The organism is Ensifer soli (genome assembly GCF_041928815.1).
In the GTDB taxonomy this organism is placed as follows: domain Bacteria; phylum Pseudomonadota; class Alphaproteobacteria; order Rhizobiales; family Rhizobiaceae; genus JBHFEI01.
Genome location: NZ_JBHFEI010000003.1, coordinates 364181 through 385965 on the forward strand (window position 1 = coordinate 364181; position 21785 = coordinate 385965).

Genomic DNA, 21785 nt, shown 5'->3' on the forward strand with positions numbered 1-21785 from the left:
CCATGCTGCGAACACTGGACGTCGTCCTGATCGTTGTCATGACCGCGGCTGCGACCGTGACCTACACGATCAAGCACCGGGCGGAGAACATCCGCGACGAGGTGCGCCGGCTCGATGCGAACATCAAGCTGGAGGAGGACACGATCGACCTGCTCAAGGCCGACTGGGCGCTGCTGACCCAGCCGAACCGGCTCGAGCGGCTTGTGGCGCAGTATGGCGAGGAGCTGAAGCTGTCGCAGACGCTGTCGACGGCGCTGGCGCGGCCGGAGGAACTGCCGATGCTGACGTCGCAGCTGCCGCAGGAGGAGGTCAAGACCGACGCCATCGCCGATCTCATCAAGACCGGGTCGGTGAAGAACTGATGTCGTTTCTCTCGCGTTTCAAAAAGACGTCGTCCCGCGCCGCCGCCGCCGCGTCCACCGCCCTGTCGTCGACCGGTCCGGCGAAGATTCCCTTCGAAGGCACGCGCAAGCGTAGCGGCCAGCAGGCGCGAAGCCGCGTCGCCATCATGATCGGCGCCTTCGGCATCGTCTACGCCATCATCGGCGGACGCCTCGTCCAATACGGGGCGACGCTGCCGGAGACCGTGTCGAGCATCGGCCGCGCCGACACGCTGATGGCCTCGCGGCCCGACATCATCGACCGCAACGGCGAGATCATGGCGACCGACATCCGCACGGTCTCGCTCTATGCCGAGCCGCACAAGATCGTCGATGCCGACGAGGCGGTCGAGCAGCTTTCGAGCGTGCTGCCGCAGCTCAACGTCGCGGAAACCTACAACAAGCTCAAGTCCAATTCGCGCTTCCAGTGGCTGCGCCGGCAGCTGACCCCGAAGCAGCAGAGCGACATCCTGGCGCTCGGCATTCCCGGCATCGGCTTCCGGCCGGAGAAGCGCCGCTTCTATCCGGGCGGCCCGACCGCCTCGCACATCCTCGGCCATGTCAACATCGACAATCGCGGCATCGCCGGCATGGAGCGCTACATCGACAGCCAGGGGCTCGCCGATCTCGCCGCGATCGGCATGACCAGCGACGCCAAGCTCGAGCCGGTGCGCCTGTCGATCGACCTGCGCGTGCAGAACATCGTGCGCGACGTCGTCGTCAACGCCATGGTGAACTACAAGGCGCTCGCCGCCGGCGCCGTGGTGCTGAACGCCAAGACCGGCGAGATCCTCGCCATGGCGTCCGCGCCCGACTACGACCCGAACCAGCCCTCGCGCCTCAATCCCGACGGGACCGTCGACAAGGTCTACGAGGAGGGCTGGTTCAGCCGGATGAGCAACGGCACCTTCGAGATGGGCTCGACCTTCAAGAGCTTCACGCTGGCCATGGGGCTCGATTCCGGCCGCATGACGCTGAAGGACAGTTTCGACGCCCGCTTCCCGATCCGCATGGGCGGCTTCACCATCAAGGATTTCCACGGCAAGCACCGGGTGCTGACCGTTCCGGAAATCTTCCAGTATTCGTCGAACATCGGCACCGCGAAGATCGCCGACCTCGTCAGCATCGACGACCACCGCGCCTTCCTCACCCGGCTCGGCCTTCTGACCAGGATGCAGACGGAGCTGCCCGAGGTCGCCACCCCCTCGCAGCCGCGCGTGTGGAAGAAGATCAATTCCGTCACCATCTCCTTCGGCCACGGCGTTTCGACGACGCCACTGCAGACGGCGGTGGCGGGCGCTGCACTGATGAACGGCGGCTTCCTGATCTCGCCGACCTTCCTGCCGCGCAGCGAGGCCGAGGCCGAGCAGATCCGCGAACGGGTGATCAAGGACACGACCAGCGCCGACATGCGCTATCTCTTCAACTGGAACGGCGTCGCCGGTTCCGGCAAGAACGCCCAGGTCGCCGGCTTCCATGTCGGAGGCAAGACCGGGACGGCCGACAAGGTGGTGAACGGTCGCTATTCCAGCGACCAGAACTTCAACGCCTTCCTCGCCGGCTTCCCGATCGACGACCCGCAATATGTCGTCCTGTCGATCATCGACGCGCCGCAGACCGGCGAGAACGGCGGCCGGATCGCCGGCTTCACCGCCGCGCCGATGGTGCAGAAGATCATCGCGCGCTCCGCGCCGCTGCTCGGCGTGGAGCCGAGGTTCGGATCCGACGGATCGGCCTTGCTTGTGTCCTATTGATCATGGAATGACAACTCAAACGATTCGCCGGGGCTTCCCCGGCAGGCGAGCGAAAAGACGGCGATGAAGATCAGAGACCTGGCGGGGGATGCGTTCCCGGAGATGCGTGACCAGCTCGCCGGCGCGGCCGGCGAGGTCGCGGTGACGGGTCTGACCGCCGACAGCCGGTCGGTCGAACCCGGAATGCTCTTCGTCGCCATCCCGGGAAACAAGGCCGACGGCGCGCGCTATGTCGCCGATGCGCTTGCCCGCGGCGCGGCGGCGATCGTCGCGGCCTCGGGCAAGGCCGAAGGCGTGCCGCTGCTGACGGTGTCCGCGCCGCGCCGTTTCCTCGCGCTCGCCGCCGCGCGCTTCTTCGGCCGCCAGCCGGAGACCATGGTCGCCGTCACCGGCACGGCCGGCAAGACCTCGGTCGCCTCTTTCACCCGCCAGCTCTGGGCCTTTGCCGGCCATCCGGCGGCGATGATCGGCACGACCGGCGTCGTCGCCCCCGGTATCGACCGCTACGGCTCGCTCACCACCCCGGATCCGGTCTCGCTGCACCGCCTGCTCGCCGAACTCGCCGATGCCGGCGTCACCCATGCGGCGATGGAGGCGTCCAGCCACGGGCTCGACCAGAGCCGGCTTGACGGTGTTCGGCTTGCCGCCGCCGGCTTCACCAATCTCGGCCGCGACCATATGGACTACCATCCGACCGTGGAGGCCTACATGGCCGCGAAGATGCGGCTCTTCGACACGCTGTTGCCGAAGGGCGCGCCCGCCGTCATCTTCGCCGACGACGAATGGTCTGGGGACGCGATCCGTGTCGCGACGGCCGCCGGCCACGACGTGCTGACGGTCGGGCGCAGGGGCGACTTTCTCACGCTGAAGCGCGTCGAGCATTTCCGCCACAAGCAGGTCGCGGAGATCCATGCGGCCGGCGAGATCCACGAGGTCGACATCCCGCTCGCCGGCGATTTCCAGATCTACAACGCCCTCGTCGCCTGCGGCCTCGCGATGGCGACGGGCGTGTCGGCACGGCTCGCCATGCGCGGCCTCGAGACGCTGAAGGGCGCCTCCGGCAGGCTCGAACTCGTCGGCCAGACGGATGCCGGGGCGCTCGCCTATGTCGACTACGCCCACAAGCCCGAGGCGCTGCAGAACGTCCTGGCCTCGGTCAGGCCCTTCACCACGGGCCGCGTCATCGTCGTCTTCGGCTGCGGCGGCGACCGGGACAAGGGCAAGCGGCCGATCATGGGCGAGATCGCCGTCCGGCTCGCCGATGTCGCGATCGTCACCGACGACAATCCCCGTTCCGAGGTGCCCGCGATGATCCGCGCCGAGATCCTCGCCGCGGCGCCGGGCGCGATCGAGATCGGCGACCGGCGCGAGGCGATCCGCGCTGCGGTCTCCATGCTTCAGGCGGGCGACACGCTGATCGTCGCCGGCAAGGGCCACGAGGAAGGCCAGACGGTCGGGACCGTCACCCTGCCGTTCTCCGATCATCGCGAAGTGGCGCAAGCCCTGGGAGGCGCATGACATGAGCTATCTCTGGACGATGAGCGATCTGGTCGCCGCGCTGCGTGGCCGGCCGATGGGCGTGCTGCCGGCCGGCATCACCGGCATCTCGATCGACAGCCGCTCGATCGAGCCGGGCCAGGCCTTCTTCGCCATCCGCGGCGACCGGGTCGACGGCCACGATTATGCCGGCGTGGCGATCGCCAACGGGGCGGCGCTTCTCGTCGTCTCCGAGGGCAAGCTGCCGGCGCTCGGCCGCCTCAGCGCGCCGATGATCGTCGTCGAGGACGTGCTGGAGGCGATGGTGCGCCTCGGCTGCGCCGCGCGCGACCGCAGCCGGGCGAAGATCATCGCCGTCACCGGCTCCGTCGGCAAGACGACGACGAAGGAGATGCTGCGCCACGTGCTCTCGGCCTGCGGCAGCGTCCATGCCTCGCCGGCCTCCTTCAACAATCACTGGGGCGTGCCGCTGACGCTCTGCCGCCTGCCGGAGAACACGGATTTCGGCGTGTTCGAGATCGGCATGAACCATCCCGACGAGATCCGGCCGCTCGTGAAGATGGTGCGCCCGCATGTCGCGATCATCACGGCGATCGCGCCGGTTCATATCGGCCATTTCCGCGACCTCGACGAGATCGCCGCCGCCAAGGCCGAGATTTTCGAGGGGCTGGCGCCCGGCGGCCATGCGGTGATCAACCGCGACACGGAAAAATTCACCGCCCTTGAACTCGCCGCCCAGGCCGCCGGCGTCGAGACCATCCACACCTTCGGCAGCCATGCGCGGGCCGATTTCCGCATGCTCGAATTCGCGCCCTCGGAGACCGGCAGCGTGCTCTGGGCGAACATTGCGGGCCAGACGCTCGAAGTGCCGCTCGGCGCGCCGGGACGCCATATCGCGGAGAACGCGCTCGCCGTCCTCGGCGCGGCGAGCCTCGTCGGCGCCGATCTCGGCCGCGTCGCGGAAGCCTTGTCGACCGTCTCGGCGGAAAAGGGCCGCGGCCGCCGCCACCGGCTTTCGGTCGGCGGTGGCGTCGCCACGCTGATCGACGAGAGCTATAACGCCAATCCGGCCTCGATGCGGGCGACGATCGCGCTGCTGCGGGAAACGGCGCCGGGCGAGGGCGGCCGGCGGATCGCCGTTCTCGGCGACATGCTCGAACTCGGCGCGCTGTCGGCGGACAAGCACAAGGGCCTGCTCGGGCCGCTCCTCGATGCGGGCGTGACCGACCTCTGGCTTGCGGGCGCGGAGATGGCGGTGCTGCGCGACGCGGCCGAGGGATCGCTGAACGTCACCTATCGCGATACGGCCGATGCGCTGGCGGCCTTCGCCGCCGCCTCGATCGCGCCCGGCGACGTGATCATGGTCAAGGCGTCGAACAGCCTCGGCTTCGGCCGCATCGTGGCGCGGCTGACGGAGACCTTCCCGGCCGCCTCCTGACCGCCGGACGACGGACATGACGGAAGGTCCTCCCGGACGATCGAGGGACCACGGTCGACCCGCACCGTCAACGACGCGGGCGCGTAAAAAACCTTTGGGGAAAGGTCCCATATGCTGATCTGGCTCGTCGAACTGGCCAACCACCTGCAGTTCTTCAATCTTTTCCGCTACATCACCTTCCGGACGGGGGCGGCCCTCTTCACCTCGGCGATGATCGTCTTCCTCTTCGGTCCGGCGATCATCAATTCGCTGCGCATCCGCCAGGGCAAGGGCCAGCCGATCCGCGCCGACGGGCCGCAGACCCATTTCAAGAAGGCCGGCACCCCGACCATGGGCGGGCTGATGATTCTTGCCGGCATCGTCGGCTCGTCGCTGCTCTGGGCGGATCTTTCCAACGCCTATGTCGTCTCGACGATCCTCGTCACCCTCGGCTTCGGCGCGATCGGCTTCTACGACGACTACCTGAAGGTGACGAAACAGTCGCATAAGGGCTTTTCCGGCAAGGCGCGCCTCGGCATCGAGTTCCTGATCGCGGCGATCGCGGTCTACTTCATGATGCGCAACGCGCTTTCGGTCGGCGCGGCAGGCTCCACCTTCGGCTCCTCCGTGACCTTTCCGTTCTTCAAGGACCTGATGCTCAATCTCGGCATCTTCTTCGTCCTCTTCGGCGGTTTCGTCATCGTCGCCGCCGGCAACGCGGTCAACCTGACGGACGGCCTCGACGGGCTCGCCATCGTGCCGGTGATGATCGCGGCGGCCGCCTTCGGCCTGATCGCCTATCTCGCCGGCAACGCGGTCTTCGCCAACTACCTGCAGATCCATTTCGTCCCCGGAACGGGCGAGCTTGCCGTCATCCTTGGCGCCGTCATCGGCGCCGGCCTCGGCTTCCTCTGGTTCAACGCGCCGCCGGCGGCGATCTTCATGGGCGACACCGGGTCACTGGCGCTCGGCGGCCTGATCGGCTCGGTCGCGGTCGCGACCAAGCACGAGATCGTCATGGTCATCATCGGCGGACTCTTCGTCATGGAGACCCTGTCGGTGATCATCCAGGTCGGCGTCTTCAAGCTCACTGGCAAGCGCGTCTTCCTGATGGCGCCGATCCACCACCATTTCGAGAAGATGGGCTGGACGGAGAGCCAGGTGGTCATCCGTTTCTGGATCGTCGCCGTCATCCTCGCGCTCGTCGGCCTGTCGACGCTGAAGCTCCGGTGAGGGCGCGATGATCCCGGTCACCAGCCTTGCCGGCCGAAAGGTCGCGCTCTTCGGCCTCGGCGGCTCCGGCCTTGCCACGGCGCGCGCGCTCGTCGCCGGCGGCGCCGAGGTCACCGCCTGGGACGACAATCCGCAAAGCGTGGCGAAGGCTGCGGAGGCCGACATCGGCACGGCCGACCTGCGCGGTGCCGACTGGAGCGCGTTCCAGGCCCTGGTTCTGTCGCCCGGCGTGCCGCTCACCCATCCCGAGCCGCACTGGACCGTGACGCTCGCCCGCGCGGCGCATGTCGAGGTCATCGGGGATGTCGAGCTTTTCGCCCGCGAGCGGCGGCTCCTCGCGCCGAAGGCACCGCTGATCGCCATCACCGGCACCAACGGCAAGTCGACGACGACGGCGCTCATTGCCCATATTCTCAAGACGAGCGGCCGCGACACCCAGCTCGGCGGCAATATCGGCACGGCCGTGCTGACGCTCGATCCGCCGGCAGCAGACCGGTTCCACGTCGTCGAGTGCTCCTCCTACCAGATCGACCTCGCGCCGTCGCTCGATCCCTCCGCCGGCATCCTCCTCAACCTGACGCCCGACCATATCGACCGGCACGGGACGATGGAAAACTACGCCGCGATCAAGGAGCGGCTGGTGGCGCAAAGCGATGTCGCGATCGTCGGCGTCGACGACGCCTGGTGCCGTGCCGTCGCGGAGAGGATCGCGGCCTCTGGCGGCAGGGTCGTGCGCATCTCGAAGGACAGCGTGCTCGCCGACGGGCTCTATGCGGACGGCACGCGGATCCTGAGTTCGACGGCAGCCGGGATCGAGGAGGTGGTCGATCTCGGCAGCCATCGCGTGCTGCGCGGCCGGCACAATCAGCAGAACGCGGCGGCCGCGATCGCCGCCTGCCGCGCCGTTGGCCTGACGCGCGACGAGATCGTTGCCGGCATCGCCTCCTTCCCGGGCCTCAGGCACAGGATGCAGCCGGTCGCGCGCAGGGGCGGCATCGTCTTCGTCAACGACAGCAAGGCGACGAACGCGGATGCCGCGGCGCCGGCACTGTCGAGCTTCGAGCGCATCTACTGGATTGCCGGCGGCAAGGCCAAGGAGGGCGGCATCGCGTCGCTGTCCGCCTTTTATCCGCGCCTCGTCAAGGCCTACCTGATCGGCGAGGCGGCGGCGGGCTTTGCCGCCACGCTCGGGGACGCGGTCGCCCATGCCGAATGCGGAACGCTTGCGGCGGCTGTCACGCTCGCCGCCTCTGACGCTGCGGGCGAGGCGGCGGTGCTGCTCTCCCCGGCTTGCGCAAGTTTTGACCAGTACAGGAATTTCGAAGAGCGCGGCGATGCCTTCGTCGCGCATGTCGCCGCGCTTGACGGCATCGAGATGCTGATCTGAGCGATCGGCGAGCAGAGAGGACAAGACGATGGTGAGCCGTGCCGAACGGGGCCCCGTGGCCGACTGGTTCTGGACGATCGACAGGTTCTTCCTGGCGACCTTCATCCTTTTGATGGGCATCGGCTTCATGCTCTCCTTCGCCGCGAGCCCGGCGGTCGCCGAGCGGCTCGGGCTCGACAGCTTTCATTTCGTCAAGCGGCAGGGCTTCTTCCTGATCCCGGCCATCGTCACGATGATCGGCATCTCCTTCCTGTCGCCGCGCCAGGTGCGCCGCGCCGCGATCATCCTGCTGCTCGTCTCGCTGGCGATGATGATCCTGGCGCTTTTCTTCGGGCAGGAGGTCAAGGGGTCGCGGCGCTGGATCTCGCTCGGCAGCCTGTCGATCCAGCCGTCCGAATTCATGAAGCCGGCCTTCGTCATCGTCTGCGCCTGGCTGTTCTCCGAGCACCAGCGCCAGCCGGAAATTCCGGGCAACCTCTTCGCCATCCTGCTCTTCGGCATCGTCGCCGCGCTGCTGGTGGCCCAGCCGGACCTCGGCCAGACGATCCTGACCTCGGCGGTCTGGGGCGGCATGTTCTTCATGGCCGGCATGCCCTGGCTCTGGATCATCGTGCTCGCCGGCCTTGCCGTCTTCGGCCTCGGCGCCGCCTACACGCTGCTGCCGCACGTCGCCGGCCGCATCGACCGCTTCATGACCGGGGAGGGCGACACGTTCCAGGTCGACACCGCGCGCGAGGCGATCATCCGCGGCGACTGGTTCGGCAAGGGGCCGGGCGAGGGCGTCGTCAAGCGGATCATCCCCGACAGCCATACCGACTTCATCTTTTCCGTCGCGGCGGAGGAGTTCGGCATCATCTTCTGCATGGTGATCGTCGCCGTCTTCGCCTTCCTCGTCATGCGCGGCCTGTCGCATGCCTATCGCGAACGCAACGACTTCAACCGCTTCGCCGTCGCCGGCCTCGTCATCCAGATCGGCATCCAGTCGATGATCAATATCGGCGTCAACCTGGAGCTGCTTCCGGCCAAGGGCATGACGCTGCCGTTGATTTCCTACGGCGGTTCGTCGATGGTCGCGATCGCGGTGACGGCAGGCTTCATTCTGGCGCTGACGCGCCACCGGCCGGAGAAGCGCGCCGCGGAACGCAGCCTGTTCCGCTCCGGCGTCGGCGTTCCGGCACATTAGGGCAGGTCGTGCCGGAGCCGGGTTTCTGAAGGCTCCGGACGCGGCGATGGGCAATGAGGGGACGGAGCCGTCCGGGTGATCGCGCGTTCACCTTGATGGTCCGGACACGAGACGGATCGAGGGCGGCGCGGCCGTCCTTCCCGGGAGACATGACGACATGACCAAGGGCATCATCCTGCTGTCGGCCGGCGGAACGGGCGGGCACCTGTTCCCCGCCGAGGCGCTGGCGCATGAACTGAAGGCGCGGGGCTATTCCGTGCATCTCGTCACCGACAGCCGCGCCGAGCGCTATGCCGGCAGCTTTCCCGCCGATGCGGTCCATGTCGTGCCGTCGGCCACGATCGGGTCGAAGAACCCGCTCAAGGTGGCGCGCTCGCTCTGGACGCTCTGGAACGGCATCCGCACGGCAAGGCGGCTGATGGGGCGGCTGAAGCCGCTCGCCGTCGCAGGCTTCGGCGGCTACCCGACCGTGCCGCCGCTGATCGCCGCGACGGGGCTCGGCATTCCCTCGCTGATCCACGAGCAGAACGCCGTGATGGGCCGCGCCAACAGGGCGCTGGCGCCCCGGGTGAAGGCGATCGCCGGCGGCTTCCTCCCGGAAGGCACCGGCGCCTATGCGGCAAAGACGGTGACGACCGGCAATCCCGTCCGCCCGGCCGTGCTGGAGGCGGCGAACACACCCTACCGCCCGTCCGGCGACGGCGCGCCGTTTGACCTCGTCGTCTTCGGTGGCAGCCAGGGCGCCCAGTTCTTCTCGAAGGCGATCCCGCAGGCGATCTCCGCGCTCGACGAGCGCGCGCAGCAGCGCCTCAGGATCACCCAGCAGGCCCGCCCGGAAGACCGCGAAAAGGTCGAGCCGGTCTATGCCCGGCTCGGCCTCAAGGCGGAGGTCTCGCCCTTCTTCACCGACATGGCGGCGCGGATCGCCGATGCGAACCTCGTCATCTGCCGGTCGGGTGCCTCGACCGTCTCCGAGATCGCCGTGATCGGCCGGCCGGCGATCCTCGTGCCCTATCCTTATGCGCTCGACCACGATCAGGCGGCGAATGCGGCGGCGCTCGCGGCCGAAGGCGGCGCCCGGGTCATCGCGCAATCCGAACTCGGCCAGGAAAAACTCTCGGCACTGATCGCGGACGCGATGGCCGATCCCGACGCCCTGCAGGCGATGGCCGACAAGGCCCGCCGCACCGGCAAACCCGACGCCGCCCGACACCTCGCCGACATGGTCGAGGCGATCGCCGGCGGCAAGACGATCCAACAGTTCAAGGAATCCCGCCCATGAAAATGCCCCAGACGATCGGTCTCGTCCACTTCATCGGTATCGGCGGCATCGGCATGAGCGGCATCGCCGAGGTGCTGCACAATCTCGGCCACAGGGTGCAGGGCTCGGACCAGGCCGACAGCGCCAATGTCCAGCGCCTGCGCGCCAAGGGCATCGAGGTCTTCGTCGGCCACAAGGCGGAGAATCTCGGCGAGGCCGAGGTGATCGTCGTCTCGACCGCGATCAGGAAGACCAATCCGGAGCTCGTCGCCGCGCGTGAAAAACTGTTGCCGGTGGTGCGGCGCGCCGAGATGCTCGCCGAGCTGATGCGCTTCCGCAACGCGATCGCCATCGGCGGCACCCATGGCAAGACGACGACGACCTCGATGGTGGCGACGCTGCTCGAGGCCGGCGGGCTCGATCCGACCGTCATCAACGGCGGCATCATCAACGCCTACGGCACCAATGCGCGCATGGGCGAGGGCGAGTGGATGGTGGTCGAGGCCGACGAATCGGACGGCACCTTCCTGAAGCTGCCGGCCGACGTCGCCGTCATCACCAATATCGATCCCGAGCATCTCGACCATTACGGCAATTTCGACGCAGTGCGCGCCGCCTTCCGCCAGTTCGTCGAGAACGTGCCCTTCTACGGCTTCGGCGTGATGTGCCTCGACCATCCCGAGGTGCAGACGCTGGTCAGCCGCATCGAGGACCGCAAGGTCGTCACCTATGGCGAGAACCCGCAGGCCGACGTGCGCTTCTTCAACGTGCGCATGGACGGCGCCACCTCGGTCTTCGACATCGAGATCCGGCGCCGCCGCACGGGCGAGGTGATTTCGCTCGCCGATCTCCGCCTGCCCATGCCCGGCCGCCACAACGTCTCCAACGCGACGGCCGCCGTTGCCGTGGCAAATCGTCTCGGCATCAGCCATGCCGACATCGCCAAGGGGCTTGCCGCCTTCGCCGGCGTGAAGCGTCGCTTCACCTTCACCGGCGAATGGAACAACATCCGTGTCTATGACGATTACGGCCATCATCCGGTCGAGATCAAGGCGGTGCTGCGGGCGGCGCGCGAGGCCTGCGCCGGCCGGATCGTCGCCGTGCACCAGCCGCACCGCTATTCGCGCCTCTCGTCGCTCTTCGAGGACTTCTCCGCCTGCTTCAACGATGCCGACACGATCCTGCTGGCGCCGGTCTACGCCGCCGGCGAGGAGCCGATCGAGGGCGCCAATTCGCAGGAGCTCGTCCAGCGCATCAAGGCGGGCGGCCATCGCGATGCCCGTTATCTGGAGGGGCCCGAACACCTGCCCGAAATTGTGGCAGGCATTGCGCAGCCCGGCGATTTCGTGGTTCTCTTGGGGGCTGGCAACATCACCAGCTGGGCGGCGAGCCTGCCCAGGGATCTCGAACGCATCGCAGGACAGTCGCAATGAACAAGGTGAATGGCGAAAGACTTCTGGCTTCCCTCGGGGAGGGCGTCAAAGACGTCCGGGGCCGCCTGACGCCGAATTCGCCGATGGACCGCGTCACCTGGTTTCGCGCCGGCGGCCTGGCCGAACTGATGTTCCAGCCGCATGACGTCGAGGACCTCGTCGCCTTCCTGAAGATCCTGCCGGGCGAGGTTCCGCTTCTCGTCGTCGGTGTCGGCTCCAACCTGCTCGTGCGCGACGGCGGCATTCCCGGCGTGGTGATTCGCCTTTCGGCCAAGGGGTTCGGCGATCTCGAGCTCGCCGGCGAGAACCGGATCCGGGCCGGGGCCATCTGCCCGGACAAGAACATCGCCGCGATGGCGCTCGACCACGGCATCGGCGGTTTCGAGTTCTATTACGGCATCCCCGGCTCGCTCGGCGGCGCCCTGAAGATGAATGCCGGTGCCAATGGCGGCGAGACAAGGAACCGAGTCGTCGAGGTACACGCGGTCGATCGCAAGGGGGCGGTCCATGTGCTCTCCAATGCCGACATGAATTACAGCTACCGCCATTCCGGCGCGCCGGACGGGCTGATCTTCACCCATGCCGTGTTCGAGGGCTATGCCGAGGACAAGGCGACGATTCGCGCCGAAATGGATGCGGTGCGCCAGCATCGCGAAACCGTGCAGCCGATTCGCGAGAAGACCGGCGGCTCCACCTTCAAGAATCCGGACGGCCATTCCGCCTGGAAGCTGATCGACGAGGCGGGTTGCCGCGGCCTGATGATCGGCAGCGCGCAGATGTCGCCGATGCATTGCAATTTCATGATCAACACCGGCCAGGCGACCGGCTACGAGCTCGAATATCTTGGCGAGACCGTGCGCCAGCGGGTGCACGAGCATTCCGGCATCCTGCTCGAATGGGAGATCAAGCGCGTCGGCCAGTTCATTCCCGGCTACGAGGTGCGGCCGTTCATGGGCCCCGTCACCGCTTGATCCGGATGCTGCCGGACGGGACGAAAACGCCGCGGATCGCTCCGCGGCGTTTTCGTTTGGAAGCGGCTCCTGCGTCAGACCTCGTCCCGGCCCGACATGAGGATGCAGGCGAGCGTGACCAGCGCGGCGATGCCCAGATAGTAGCCGACATAGGTCATGCCGTAGTTCACCTGCAGCCAGGTGGCGATGTAGGGCGCGAGCGAGGCGCCGAAGATGCCGGCAAAGTTGAAGGTGATCGACGCGCCGGTGTAGCGCACCCTTGTCGGGAAGGGTGCTGCGAGGGCGGTGCCGATCAGGCCGTAGGTGAGGCCCATCAGCGCCATCGCGACCGCGGCGAAGACGACGATCGCGGTCTCGCCGCTCGTCATCAGCTCCGGCAGCGCGAAGGAGAAGAGGCCGATCAGCACCGTCGTGCCGATCAGGATCTCGCGCCGGCCGAATCGCTCGGCGAGCTTGCCGGCGATCGGGATGAAGAGGCCAAACAGCACCGAGCCGAGGATCTGGATCTCCAGCGCATCGAGGAAGGGGATGTTCAGCACCTTGACGTTGTAGGAGAGCAGGTAGGCAGAGCCGATGTAGAACAGCACGAAGGTGGCGAGCGCGACGAAGGTGCCGAGCACGAGGCTGCGCTTGTGGTTGCGGAAGAGCTCCGCGACCGGAACCTCGACGCGCTCCTCCCGCTCGATCGCCTTCTGGAAGGCGGGGGTCTCGGTGATCGACAGGCGGACCCAGAGGCCAACGGCGATCAGCACGATCGAGGCGACGAAGGGAATGCGCCAGCCCCAGCTCAGCAGCGCCTCCTGGGACATGAGATGCAGGAGCAGCCAGAAGACGCCGGAGGAGAGGAACAGGCCGACGGGCGCGCCGAGCTGCGGGAACATGCCGTACCAGGAACGCTTGCCCGGAGGGGCGTTCTCGGTGGCGAGCAGCACCGCGCCGCCCCATTCGCCGCCAAGGCCAAAACCCTGGCCGAAGCGGCAGAGCGCGAGCAGGAGCGGCGCGAACACGCCGATCGTCTCGTAGGACGGCAGCAGCCCGATGATGACCGTCGAGATGCCCATGGTCAGCAGCGCGGCGACGAGCGTCGTCTTGCGCCCCACCCGGTCGCCGTAATGGCCGAAGACGACGGCGCCGAGCGGACGGGCGAAGAAGGCGATCGAGAAGGTGGCGAAAGAGGCGAGCAGCGCCGTCATCGGATCGCTGTTGGGAAAGAAGATGTGCGGGAACACCAGCACGGCGGCGGTGGCGTAGACGTAGAAGTCGAAGAATTCGATGGTGGTGCCGACCAGACTGGCAAACAGCACGCGGGCAGGGGAGTTCAGCGCGCGTGTGTTCAACGGGTCTGTCGTCGGCGACGGGCGGGAGATCGCGTCGCTCATGGGATTTTTTTCCATTTTTCGTTCTGGGAGGACCCTGGGAGGAGGCTCGCGCGGGGCTTAGCGCAAATTCTTCGCGCGTGAAACCTGGAATTTACGATTTGTTGACGCGCGAAGTCGAGAATTGCCGGGCCGCGGCGCTGGCGATCCTACGCCGCTCCATGCCGCCGAAGCGTCGCTCTCCCGCCGGCGCGGCCCCCGCCTCACACCGCTTCCGGCTGCTCTCGACCAGCAAAATTTCCGGAACGGGCATTTCGGTTAACGAAAGTAAACGGTTCATTAACCTTAATGCCGTTCTAGTGGAGGCGAGCGGTCCGGCGGGTCGGTTCGGGGCATCAGAAAGCCCGACGCAAGCCTGATTGCCGAGTATCGGCGTTTTCCGGGGGCATGGATGAGTGGCAAGCACGTGGCAGTCCTGATGGGTGGGTTCTCTTCGGAGCGGCCGGTGAGCCTGTCTTCGGGGAATGCCTGCGCGGACGCGCTGGAAGCGGCCGGCTATCGCGTCACCCGCGTCGATGCCGGCCACGATGTCGCCGCCGTGCTGGCGGAGCTGCGCCCCGACGTCGCCTTCAACGCGCTGCACGGGCCCTTCGGCGAAGACGGCACCATCCAGGGCGTGCTCGAATACCTGCAGATCCCCTACACCCATTCCGGCGTGCTCGCCTCGGCGCTGGCGATGGACAAGGAGCAGGCGAAGATCGTCGCGCGCGCGGCCGGAATCCCGGTCGCCGAAGCGCGGGTGATGAGCCGGCACGATGTCGTCGCCGCCCATCCGATGGCGCCGCCCTATGTCGTCAAGCCCGTCCGGGAAGGCTCCAGCTTCGGCGTCGTCATCGTGAAGGAGGACCAGTCGCATCCGCCCCAGGTCATCGGTTCGGGCGAATGGCGCTACGGCGACCGCGTGATGGTCGAGCGTTACGTCGCCGGCCGGGAGCTCACCTGCGGCGTCATGGGCGACCGGGCGCTCGGCGTCACCGAGATCATCCCGCAGGGCCACGCCTTCTACGATTATGATTCGAAATATGTGAAGGGGGGCTCCCGCCACGAGATCCCGGCGAGACTTTCACCGGATATTTACCAAAACGTACAAAAGCTTGCCCTGATGGCCCATCAGGCGATCGGATGCCGCGGCGTCAGCCGGTCCGACTTCCGCTTCGACGACCAGGCGCCGGGCGGCGGCGAGCTCATCTGGCTGGAAGTCAACACCCAGCCCGGCATGACCCCGACATCGCTGGTTCCCGAGATGGCGGCCCATGCGGGCCTGGGCTTCGGCGAGTTTCTGAGCTGGATGGTGGAGGACGCCTCGTGTTTGCGTTGATCGGCGGCAAGACGAAAAGAGTGCGGGTGCCGGATCCGAGCACGGTCGATCTCGACGGCGGCCTCGTTCTGCCGCGTCCGCTGCGCCGCATCGTGCGGCTCGCCGTCAGCCTCTGCACCGGCCGGATCGCCATTCCCGCCCATACCGGCACGATCGCCGTCGTCGGCCTTTTTGCGGCAACCGGCTATTACGGCGTGTCGCTCGGCGGCCATTCGCAGGCGGTGGCCCAGGCGACGACCAGCGCGGTCGGCTTCGCCATCGAGGACGTCAAGGTCTCAGGCAACGCCCACACTTCCGAGATCGACATCCTGCAGCAGCTCGGCCTCGACGGCACCACCTCGCTCGTCGCCCTCGACATCGGCGAAGCCCGGCGGCTGATCGCCGAGCTGCCCTGGGTCGAGCGCGTCACCGTGCGCAAGGTCTATCCCGGCACGATCGAGGTGGACCTGACCGAGCGCAAGGCCTTCGCCATCTGGCAGCATGGCAGCGACCTGTCGCTGATCGAGGAAAGCGGCAGCGTCATCGCGCCGCTGCGCGACAACAAGTTCGCCTCGCTGCCGCTGTTCGTCGGCCGCGACGCAGAGGCCGAGGCCGCCAAGTTCTACAGCACTTTCTCGCAATGGCCGGAGATGAAGAGCCGCGTCAAGGCCTTCATCCGCATCGCCGCCCGGCGCTGGGACCTGCAGCTCGACAACGGCGTGCTCGTCCGCCTGCCGGAGCACGATCTCGCCCGCGCGATGGAAAGGCTCGCCACGCTCGAGCGCGAGCACCAGATCCTCGAGCGCGACATCGCGACCGTCGACCTGAGGCTCGGCGACCGGACCACGGTGCAGCTGACCGAAGGCGCCGTCGAGCGGCGCGAGGCGGTGCTGAAGGAGCGCACGAAACGTCTGAAGGCTGAGGAAAAGAACATATGAGTCTCTTCGGCACCCCCCCGACCGGCACGCCGCGGCTGAAGCCGCTCTCCTCCAAGCGCACCCATGTCGTCTCCGTTCTCGACATCGGCTCGACCAAGGTCGTCTGCATGATCGGCCGGCTGACGCCGCGCGAGGAGAGCGAGATCCTGCCGGGCCGCACCCACAAGATCGAGATCATCGGCATCGGCCACCAGAAATCGAGGGGCATCAAGAACGGCGTGATCGCCGATCTCGACGAGGCGGAAAGCGTCGTCCGGCTCGCCGTCGACGCCGCCGAACGCATGGCGGGCCTGACGATCGACAGCCTGATCGTCAACGTCTCCGCCGGCCGGCTGCGCAGCGACATCTACACCGCCACCATCGATCTCGGCGGCCAGGAGGTCGACGCCGCCGACCTGCGCAAGGTGGTCGCGGCCGCCAACCACCAGTCGATGCGTCAGGAGCGCGCGATCCTGCATTCTCTTCCGACCGGCTTCTCGCTCGACGGCGAGCGCGGCATCCGCGATCCCTTGGCGATGTATGGCGACGTGCTCGGCGTCGACATGCATGTCGTCACCGCCGAGCGTCTGGCGATGCGCAATCTCGAACTCTGCGTCAACCGGGCGCATCTCTCGGTCGAAGCCGTGGTCGCCACCCCTTATGCCAGCGGCCTTGCGGCGCTCGTCGACGACGAGGCGGAACTCGGCTGCGCCGCGATCGACATGGGCGGCGGAACGACGACCATCTCGGTCTTTTCCGAGGGCAAGCTGGTCCATGCCGACGCGGTCAGCCTCGGCGGCCATCATGTGACGACCGACCTCGCGCGCGGGCTCTCGACCCGGATCGAGGATGCCGAGCGGCTGAAGGTCGTGCACGGTTCGGCGATCGCCAACAGCGGCGACGACCGCGACATCGTCGCCGTCGCGCCGATCGGCGAGGACGAGCGCGACCATCCGACCCATGTGCCGAAGGCGCTGGTGTCGCGCATCGTGCGCGCCCGCGTCGAGGAGACGCTGGAGCTGATCCGCGACCGGATCCAGAAATCCGGCTACTCGCCGATCGTCGGCAAGCGGGTGGTGTTCACCGGCGGCGGCAGCCAGCTGCAGGGGCTCGCGGAGGCCGCCAGGCGGATTCTCGCGCGCAACGTCCGCATCGGCCGGCCGATGGGCGTCTCGGGCCTGCCGGCATCGGCGAAGGGCCCGGCCTTTTCGACCGCCGTCGGGCTAATGATCTATCCGCAGGTGGCCGATCTCGAGACCCATCCGGCCCAGGGCGGGCTTCTGACCGCGCTCGCCGGCAATGACAGCCGCATCGCCCGCATGGGCCAGTGGCTGAAGGAAAGTTTCTAAGGCGCGCGCCACGGGGCGCGAGGCTTACAGGATTTTGCGATTTGGCCGGCTCGGCAAGGCGGCCAGAACACAGGAAGGAAGGCATTCATGACCATCACACTGCAGAAGCCGGATATTACCGAGCTGAAGCCGCGCATCACCGTCATCGGTGTCGGCGGCGGCGGCGGCAACGCCGTCAACAACATGATCACCGCAGGCCTCCAGGGCGTCGACTTCGTCGTCGCCAACACGGATGCGCAGGCGCTGACGATGACCAAGGCCGAGCGCATCATCCAGATGGGCGTCGCCGTCACGGAAGGCCTCGGCGCGGGTTCCCAGCCCGAGGTCGGCCGCGCCGCCGCCGAGGAATGCATCGACGAGATCATCGACCACCTGAACGGCACCCACATGTGCTTCGTCACCGCCGGCATGGGCGGCGGCACCGGCACGGGCGCCGCCCCGGTCGTGGCGCAGGCCGCCCGCAACAAGGGCATCCTGACCGTCGGCGTCGTCACCAAGCCGTTCCATTTCGAGGGCCAGCGCCGCATGCGGCTCGCCGACCAGGGCATCGCCGAACTGCAGAAGTCGGTCGACACCCTGATCGTCATCCCGAACCAGAACCTCTTCCGCATCGCCAACGACAAGACCACGTTTGCCGACGCCTTCGCGATGGCCGACCAGGTGCTTTACTCCGGCGTTGCCTGCATCACCGACCTGATGGTCAAGGAAGGCCTGATCAACCTCGACTTCGCCGACGTCCGCTCGGTGATGCGCGAGATGGGCCGCGCGATGATGGGCACCGGCGAGGCATCCGGCGAAGGCCGCGCGATGGCTGCCGCGGAAGCCGCGATCGCCAATCCGCTTCTCGACGAGACGTCGATGAAGGGCGCGCAAGGGCTGCTGATCTCGATCACGGGCGGACGCGATCTGACCCTGTTCGAGGTCGACGAGGCTGCGACCCGCATCCGCGAGGAGGTCGATCCGGACGCCAACATCATCCTCGGCGCCACCTTCGACGAGGAACTCGAAGGCCTGATCCGCGTCTCCGTCGTCGCAACCGGCATCGACCGCAATGCAGCGGAGGTGGCTGACCGCAATGCCAGCTTTCGCCCGGTAGCCAAGCCCGTCGTCCGCCCCGCCGCCGCGGTCGCGCCGCAGCCGGTCCAGGCCGCGCCCGTCCTGCAGCAGCCGGCTCCGGTGCTGCAACAGGCCGTGGCGCAGCCGGTCGCGCAGCAGCCGGCGATCGATCCGATCGCGCTCGCGATCCGCGAGGCGGAGATGGAGCGCGAACTGGCGATCGCCATGCCCCAGGCCGTGGCGCAGCCCGCCCCGGCGGCGATCGACGACGGGTTCCGTCCGCAGAGCAAGCTCTTCGCCGGCCTGCCCCAAGAAGCGCCCGTGACGATGCGCGTCGCGCCGCAGCCCGAGCCGCAGTATCACCAGCCGCAGCCGGTCGCCGTCCAGGCGCCGGTGCCGCAGCCGGCCGTCCAGGCGGTCCGGCAGGAGCCGGCCCCGGTGCTGCGTCAGCATGTCGAGCAGGTCCGCATGCCGAAGGTCGAGGATTTCCCGCCGGTCGTGAAGGCGGAAATCGACCGCCGCTCGCAGCCTGCCGCCCCCGCGCCGCAGGCCGAGGAGCGGGGCCCGATGGGGCTTCTGCGCCGGATCACCAACTCGCTCGGCCGGCGTGACGAGGACGAGCCGCAGATCGCCTCCGACATGACCGCGGGGGCGCCGAGCGCCGCCTCGCAGCAGCGCCGTCCGCTCTCGCCCGAGGCCAGCCTCTACGCACCGCGTCGCGGCCAGCTCGACGACCGCGGCCGGGTCAACCCGCAGCCACGGTCCCAGGACGATGACCAGCTCGAGATCCCGGCCTTCCTGCGTCGCCAGCAGAACTGAGCTCCGCCGGCAAAGGGACGAGGTCCTCGTCCCCGACTCCGGACGGAGTCAGACCGTGAAGGGCGCTGCCCGCGCCCTTTGCGAACCTTCCTACCTTGCCGGAATGCCCGAGCCTTGAGGCTCGGGCATTTTTCGTCGTAAAGATGAATGTGAGCAATGACTTGAAGAGACCGCGCAGCGTAACAATCCGAAATGAACATTGATTTGGTTTACCCTTCCGCCGCCTTTATCTTCACCCTCGAAGCCATGGGGATCGCATGACTCGCGATCGTCGCCACGGCGGTTTCCAGCGCAAGCCGGACCTGTCTTCTTCCGCCGGACCCGCCGGTCCGGGACAGGTGTTCAGGCCGAGGCGGATGTCGCCGCAGCGGGAGACAGGCTCGGGGAATGATGATTCGGTCGGCCTCGCGCCGGCATGCAATGAAAGTGACGTGACGATGGGAATTGAACTGCTCGGATTTCAGACGACGCTTGCCGCTCCGGTGACCCTTTCGGGCGTCGGCGTGCATTCGGGCGCGGAGGTTTCCATCACGTTCCAGCCGGCGGACGCCGATACCGGCATCGTCTTCCAGCGCCTTCTTGACGACGGGAACGTCGCCGAATACCGCGCGCTGTCCTCCGAGGTCGGCAATACGGATCTCTGCACCATGCTCGGCACGGCGCCGGCGACGTGGATCGCGACGATCGAGCATGTCATGGCGGCGATCTACGCGCTCGGCATCGACAATCTCGTGGTCGAGGTGTCGGGCGCCGAAATGCCGGTGATGGACGGCAGTTCCGCTCCCTTCGTCGAGGCGATCGAGCGTGCGGGCATCCGGGCGCTTGCCGTCAAGCGCCGCTTCATCCGCATCCTCAAGCCCGTGCGCGTCGAGCATGGTTCGTCCTGGTCGGAATTCGTGCCCTATGACGGTGCCATGCGCTTCGAGGTCGAGATTGATTTCGACACGCCGCTGATCGGCCGCCAGGTCTGGGCCGGCGACATGACGGCGCAGGTCTTCAAGCGGGAAATCTCGCGCGCGCGCACCTTCGGCTTCATGCGGGACGTCGAGCGGCTCTGGGCTGCCGGCCGCGCGCTCGGCTCGTCGCTCGAGAATTCGGTCGTCATTTCGGACGACCACAAGGTCATCAATGTCGAGGGACTGCGTTATCCGAAGGACGAGTTCGTGCGCCACAAGACGCTCGATGCCGTCGGCGACCTGTCGCTTGCCGGTGCGCCGTTCATCGGCTGCTACCGCTCCTATCGCGGCGGTCACCGGATGAACGCGCAGGCGCTGAAGGCGTTGCTCAGCGATCCGAACGCCTACCAGATCGTCGAGGGCACGCCGTCGCGCCAGCGGCCGGTGGTGCGCGAGGCGGCCGGCGTCAGCAGCCTGACCGCCTGATCCGGCCGGTCGCGCGCCTGCGAAGAGCGGTTCAGATCTTTCGAAAGGCCGGCATCCCTGCCGGCTTTTTTGTCGGAGCGGCGCCACAAATTTGCGCTATTCGATGATCAAGACGTTGCGGCAGCCGTCTTTTTGTGGGTAGAAACGCGGAACTTTGGGGGCAGCGGGGGCTCGCTGCCGCATGGATCAGGAATGTCCGATGGTAATTGAAGCGTCCGCTCGTCTGGGAAAAGCAGCCCGCGTCGCTGCGACTCTTCTTGGCGTCAGCCTTGCCGGACTTGTGGTGACGGCCTGCCAGAACGATCCGGATATCGACATCACCAAGCTGAAGGCTGAGACCGATCCGCCGGATGTGCTTTACAATCAGGGTCTTGCCAACCTCAACGCCGGCAAGGTTACCGAAGCGGGCCGCAAGTTCCAGGCGATCGACAAGCAGCATCCCTTCTCGGAATACGCCCGCAAGGCGCTGGTGATGAATTCGTTCGTCGCCTATCGCAACGGCCAGTATCAGGACGCGATCAACGACACGTCGCGTTACCTGAGCCTCTACCCGCAGTCCGAGGATGCGGCCTACGCCCAGTATATCCAGGGGCTTGCCTATTCGCGGCAGATCCCCTCGGTCACCCAGGACCAGCGCGCGGCCTTCAAGACGATCGAATCGATGCAGGCGGTCGTCAACAACTATCCCGATTCGGAATATGTCGAGGACGCCCAGGCGAAGATCCGCTTTGCCCGCGACCAGCTCGCCGGCAAGGAGATGCAGGTCGGGCGCTACTATCTCGAGCGCAAGGAATATCTGGCGGCGGTGACGCGGTTCCGCACGGTGGTCGAGCAATATCCGAACACCAACCAGGTGGAGGAGGCGCTCGCCCGTCTCGTCGAGACCTATTTCGCCATGGGCGTGACCAGCGAGGCGCAGACTGCGGCCGCCGTGCTCGGGCATAACTATCCCGACAGCCAGTGGTATTCGGACAGCTACAAGCTGCTGCAGACCGGTGGCCTCGAGCCGCGCGAAAGCGGCAATTCCTGGATTTCCCGCGCCGGCAAGAAGCTCATCGGCGCCTGAGCGGACA

At 67.2% G+C, this 21785-nt stretch carries 17 protein-coding genes; 16 read left to right on the plus strand and 1 reads right to left on the minus strand.

The annotated features are described in order from the left end of the window. The first annotated feature begins 2 nt into the window (after positions 1-2). The 10 genes from ftsL to murB all read left to right on the plus strand — a co-directional run bounded on the left by ftsL (position 3) and on the right by murB (position 12516). Positions 3-362 (plus strand): cell division protein FtsL, encoded by a 360-nt coding sequence (ftsL, locus tag ACEVQ6_RS06595; protein ID WP_374888126.1) that lies wholly within the window; start codon positions 3-5, stop codon positions 360-362. Next, on the plus strand, positions 362-2134 hold the full coding sequence (locus ACEVQ6_RS06600; RefSeq protein WP_374888127.1) for a peptidoglycan D,D-transpeptidase FtsI family protein: 1773 nt from the start codon (positions 362-364) through the stop codon (positions 2132-2134). The genes ftsL and ACEVQ6_RS06600 overlap by 1 nt, the downstream gene beginning before the upstream one ends. Before the next feature lie 63 nt (positions 2135-2197). After that, positions 2198-3652, plus strand: a complete 1455-nt coding sequence (locus ACEVQ6_RS06605; protein ID WP_374888128.1) for a UDP-N-acetylmuramoyl-L-alanyl-D-glutamate--2,6-diaminopimelate ligase — start codon at positions 2198-2200, stop codon at positions 3650-3652. Position 3653: 1 nt separating this feature from the next. Then, on the plus strand, positions 3654-5069 hold the full coding sequence (locus ACEVQ6_RS06610; RefSeq protein WP_374888129.1) for a UDP-N-acetylmuramoylalanyl-D-glutamyl-2,6-diaminopimelate--D-alanyl-D-alanine ligase: 1416 nt from the start codon (positions 3654-3656) through the stop codon (positions 5067-5069). Positions 5070-5180: 111 nt separating this feature from the next. Beyond that, positions 5181-6281, plus strand: a complete 1101-nt coding sequence (gene mraY, locus ACEVQ6_RS06615; RefSeq protein WP_374888130.1) for a phospho-N-acetylmuramoyl-pentapeptide-transferase — start codon at positions 5181-5183, stop codon at positions 6279-6281. A 7-nt stretch (positions 6282-6288) separates the two neighbouring features. Continuing rightward, on the plus strand, positions 6289-7668 hold the full coding sequence (murD, locus tag ACEVQ6_RS06620; protein ID WP_374888131.1) for a UDP-N-acetylmuramoyl-L-alanine--D-glutamate ligase: 1380 nt from the start codon (positions 6289-6291) through the stop codon (positions 7666-7668). A 28-nt stretch (positions 7669-7696) separates the two neighbouring features. Next, on the plus strand, positions 7697-8851 hold the full coding sequence (gene ftsW, locus ACEVQ6_RS06625; RefSeq protein WP_374888132.1) for a putative lipid II flippase FtsW: 1155 nt from the start codon (positions 7697-7699) through the stop codon (positions 8849-8851). A 157-nt stretch (positions 8852-9008) separates the two neighbouring features. Then, positions 9009-10133, plus strand: a complete 1125-nt coding sequence (murG, locus tag ACEVQ6_RS06630; RefSeq protein ID WP_374888133.1) for an undecaprenyldiphospho-muramoylpentapeptide beta-N-acetylglucosaminyltransferase — start codon at positions 9009-9011, stop codon at positions 10131-10133. Continuing rightward, on the plus strand, positions 10130-11545 hold the full coding sequence (gene murC, locus ACEVQ6_RS06635; protein WP_374888134.1) for a UDP-N-acetylmuramate--L-alanine ligase: 1416 nt from the start codon (positions 10130-10132) through the stop codon (positions 11543-11545). The genes murG and murC overlap by 4 nt, the downstream gene beginning before the upstream one ends. Continuing rightward, positions 11542-12516, plus strand: a complete 975-nt coding sequence (gene murB, locus ACEVQ6_RS06640) for a UDP-N-acetylmuramate dehydrogenase (RefSeq protein WP_374888135.1) — start codon at positions 11542-11544, stop codon at positions 12514-12516. The genes murC and murB overlap by 4 nt, the downstream gene beginning before the upstream one ends. Before the next feature lie 74 nt (positions 12517-12590). Here murB and ACEVQ6_RS06645 read toward each other — a convergent pair whose 3' ends face one another. After that, the gene (locus ACEVQ6_RS06645) at positions 12591-13895 is read right to left on the minus strand and encodes an MFS transporter (protein WP_374888136.1); all 1305 of its coding nucleotides are present in this window, start codon (positions 13893-13895) and stop codon (positions 12591-12593) included. 388 nt (positions 13896-14283) lie between these two features. Between ACEVQ6_RS06645 and ACEVQ6_RS06650 the strand changes: the two genes are divergently transcribed. The 6 genes from ACEVQ6_RS06650 (at position 14284) to ACEVQ6_RS06675 (ending at position 21778) form a co-directional block, all read left to right on the plus strand. Continuing rightward, the gene (locus ACEVQ6_RS06650) at positions 14284-15210 is read left to right on the plus strand and encodes a D-alanine--D-alanine ligase (protein ID WP_374888137.1); all 927 of its coding nucleotides are present in this window, start codon (positions 14284-14286) and stop codon (positions 15208-15210) included. After that, a complete protein-coding gene (locus tag ACEVQ6_RS06655; RefSeq protein ID WP_374888138.1) occupies positions 15198-16127 on the plus strand; it encodes a cell division protein FtsQ/DivIB in 930 nt (309 codons plus the stop codon). Before ACEVQ6_RS06650 ends, ACEVQ6_RS06655 begins: the two co-directional genes overlap by 13 nt. Then, on the plus strand, positions 16124-17455 hold the full coding sequence (ftsA, locus tag ACEVQ6_RS06660; RefSeq protein WP_374888139.1) for a cell division protein FtsA: 1332 nt from the start codon (positions 16124-16126) through the stop codon (positions 17453-17455). The genes ACEVQ6_RS06655 and ftsA overlap by 4 nt, the downstream gene beginning before the upstream one ends. A gap of 87 nt (positions 17456-17542) precedes the next feature. Further along, complete coding sequence (gene ftsZ, locus ACEVQ6_RS06665) at positions 17543-19330, plus strand: cell division protein FtsZ (protein WP_374888140.1); 1788 nt, start codon at positions 17543-17545, stop codon at positions 19328-19330. 437 nt (positions 19331-19767) lie between these two features. After that, a complete protein-coding gene (gene lpxC / locus ACEVQ6_RS06670; protein ID WP_374888224.1) occupies positions 19768-20712 on the plus strand; it encodes a UDP-3-O-acyl-N-acetylglucosamine deacetylase in 945 nt (314 codons plus the stop codon). A 199-nt stretch (positions 20713-20911) separates the two neighbouring features. After that, the gene (locus tag ACEVQ6_RS06675) at positions 20912-21778 is read left to right on the plus strand and encodes an outer membrane protein assembly factor BamD (RefSeq protein ID WP_374888141.1); all 867 of its coding nucleotides are present in this window, start codon (positions 20912-20914) and stop codon (positions 21776-21778) included. The last annotated feature ends 7 nt before the right edge of the window (positions 21779-21785 follow it).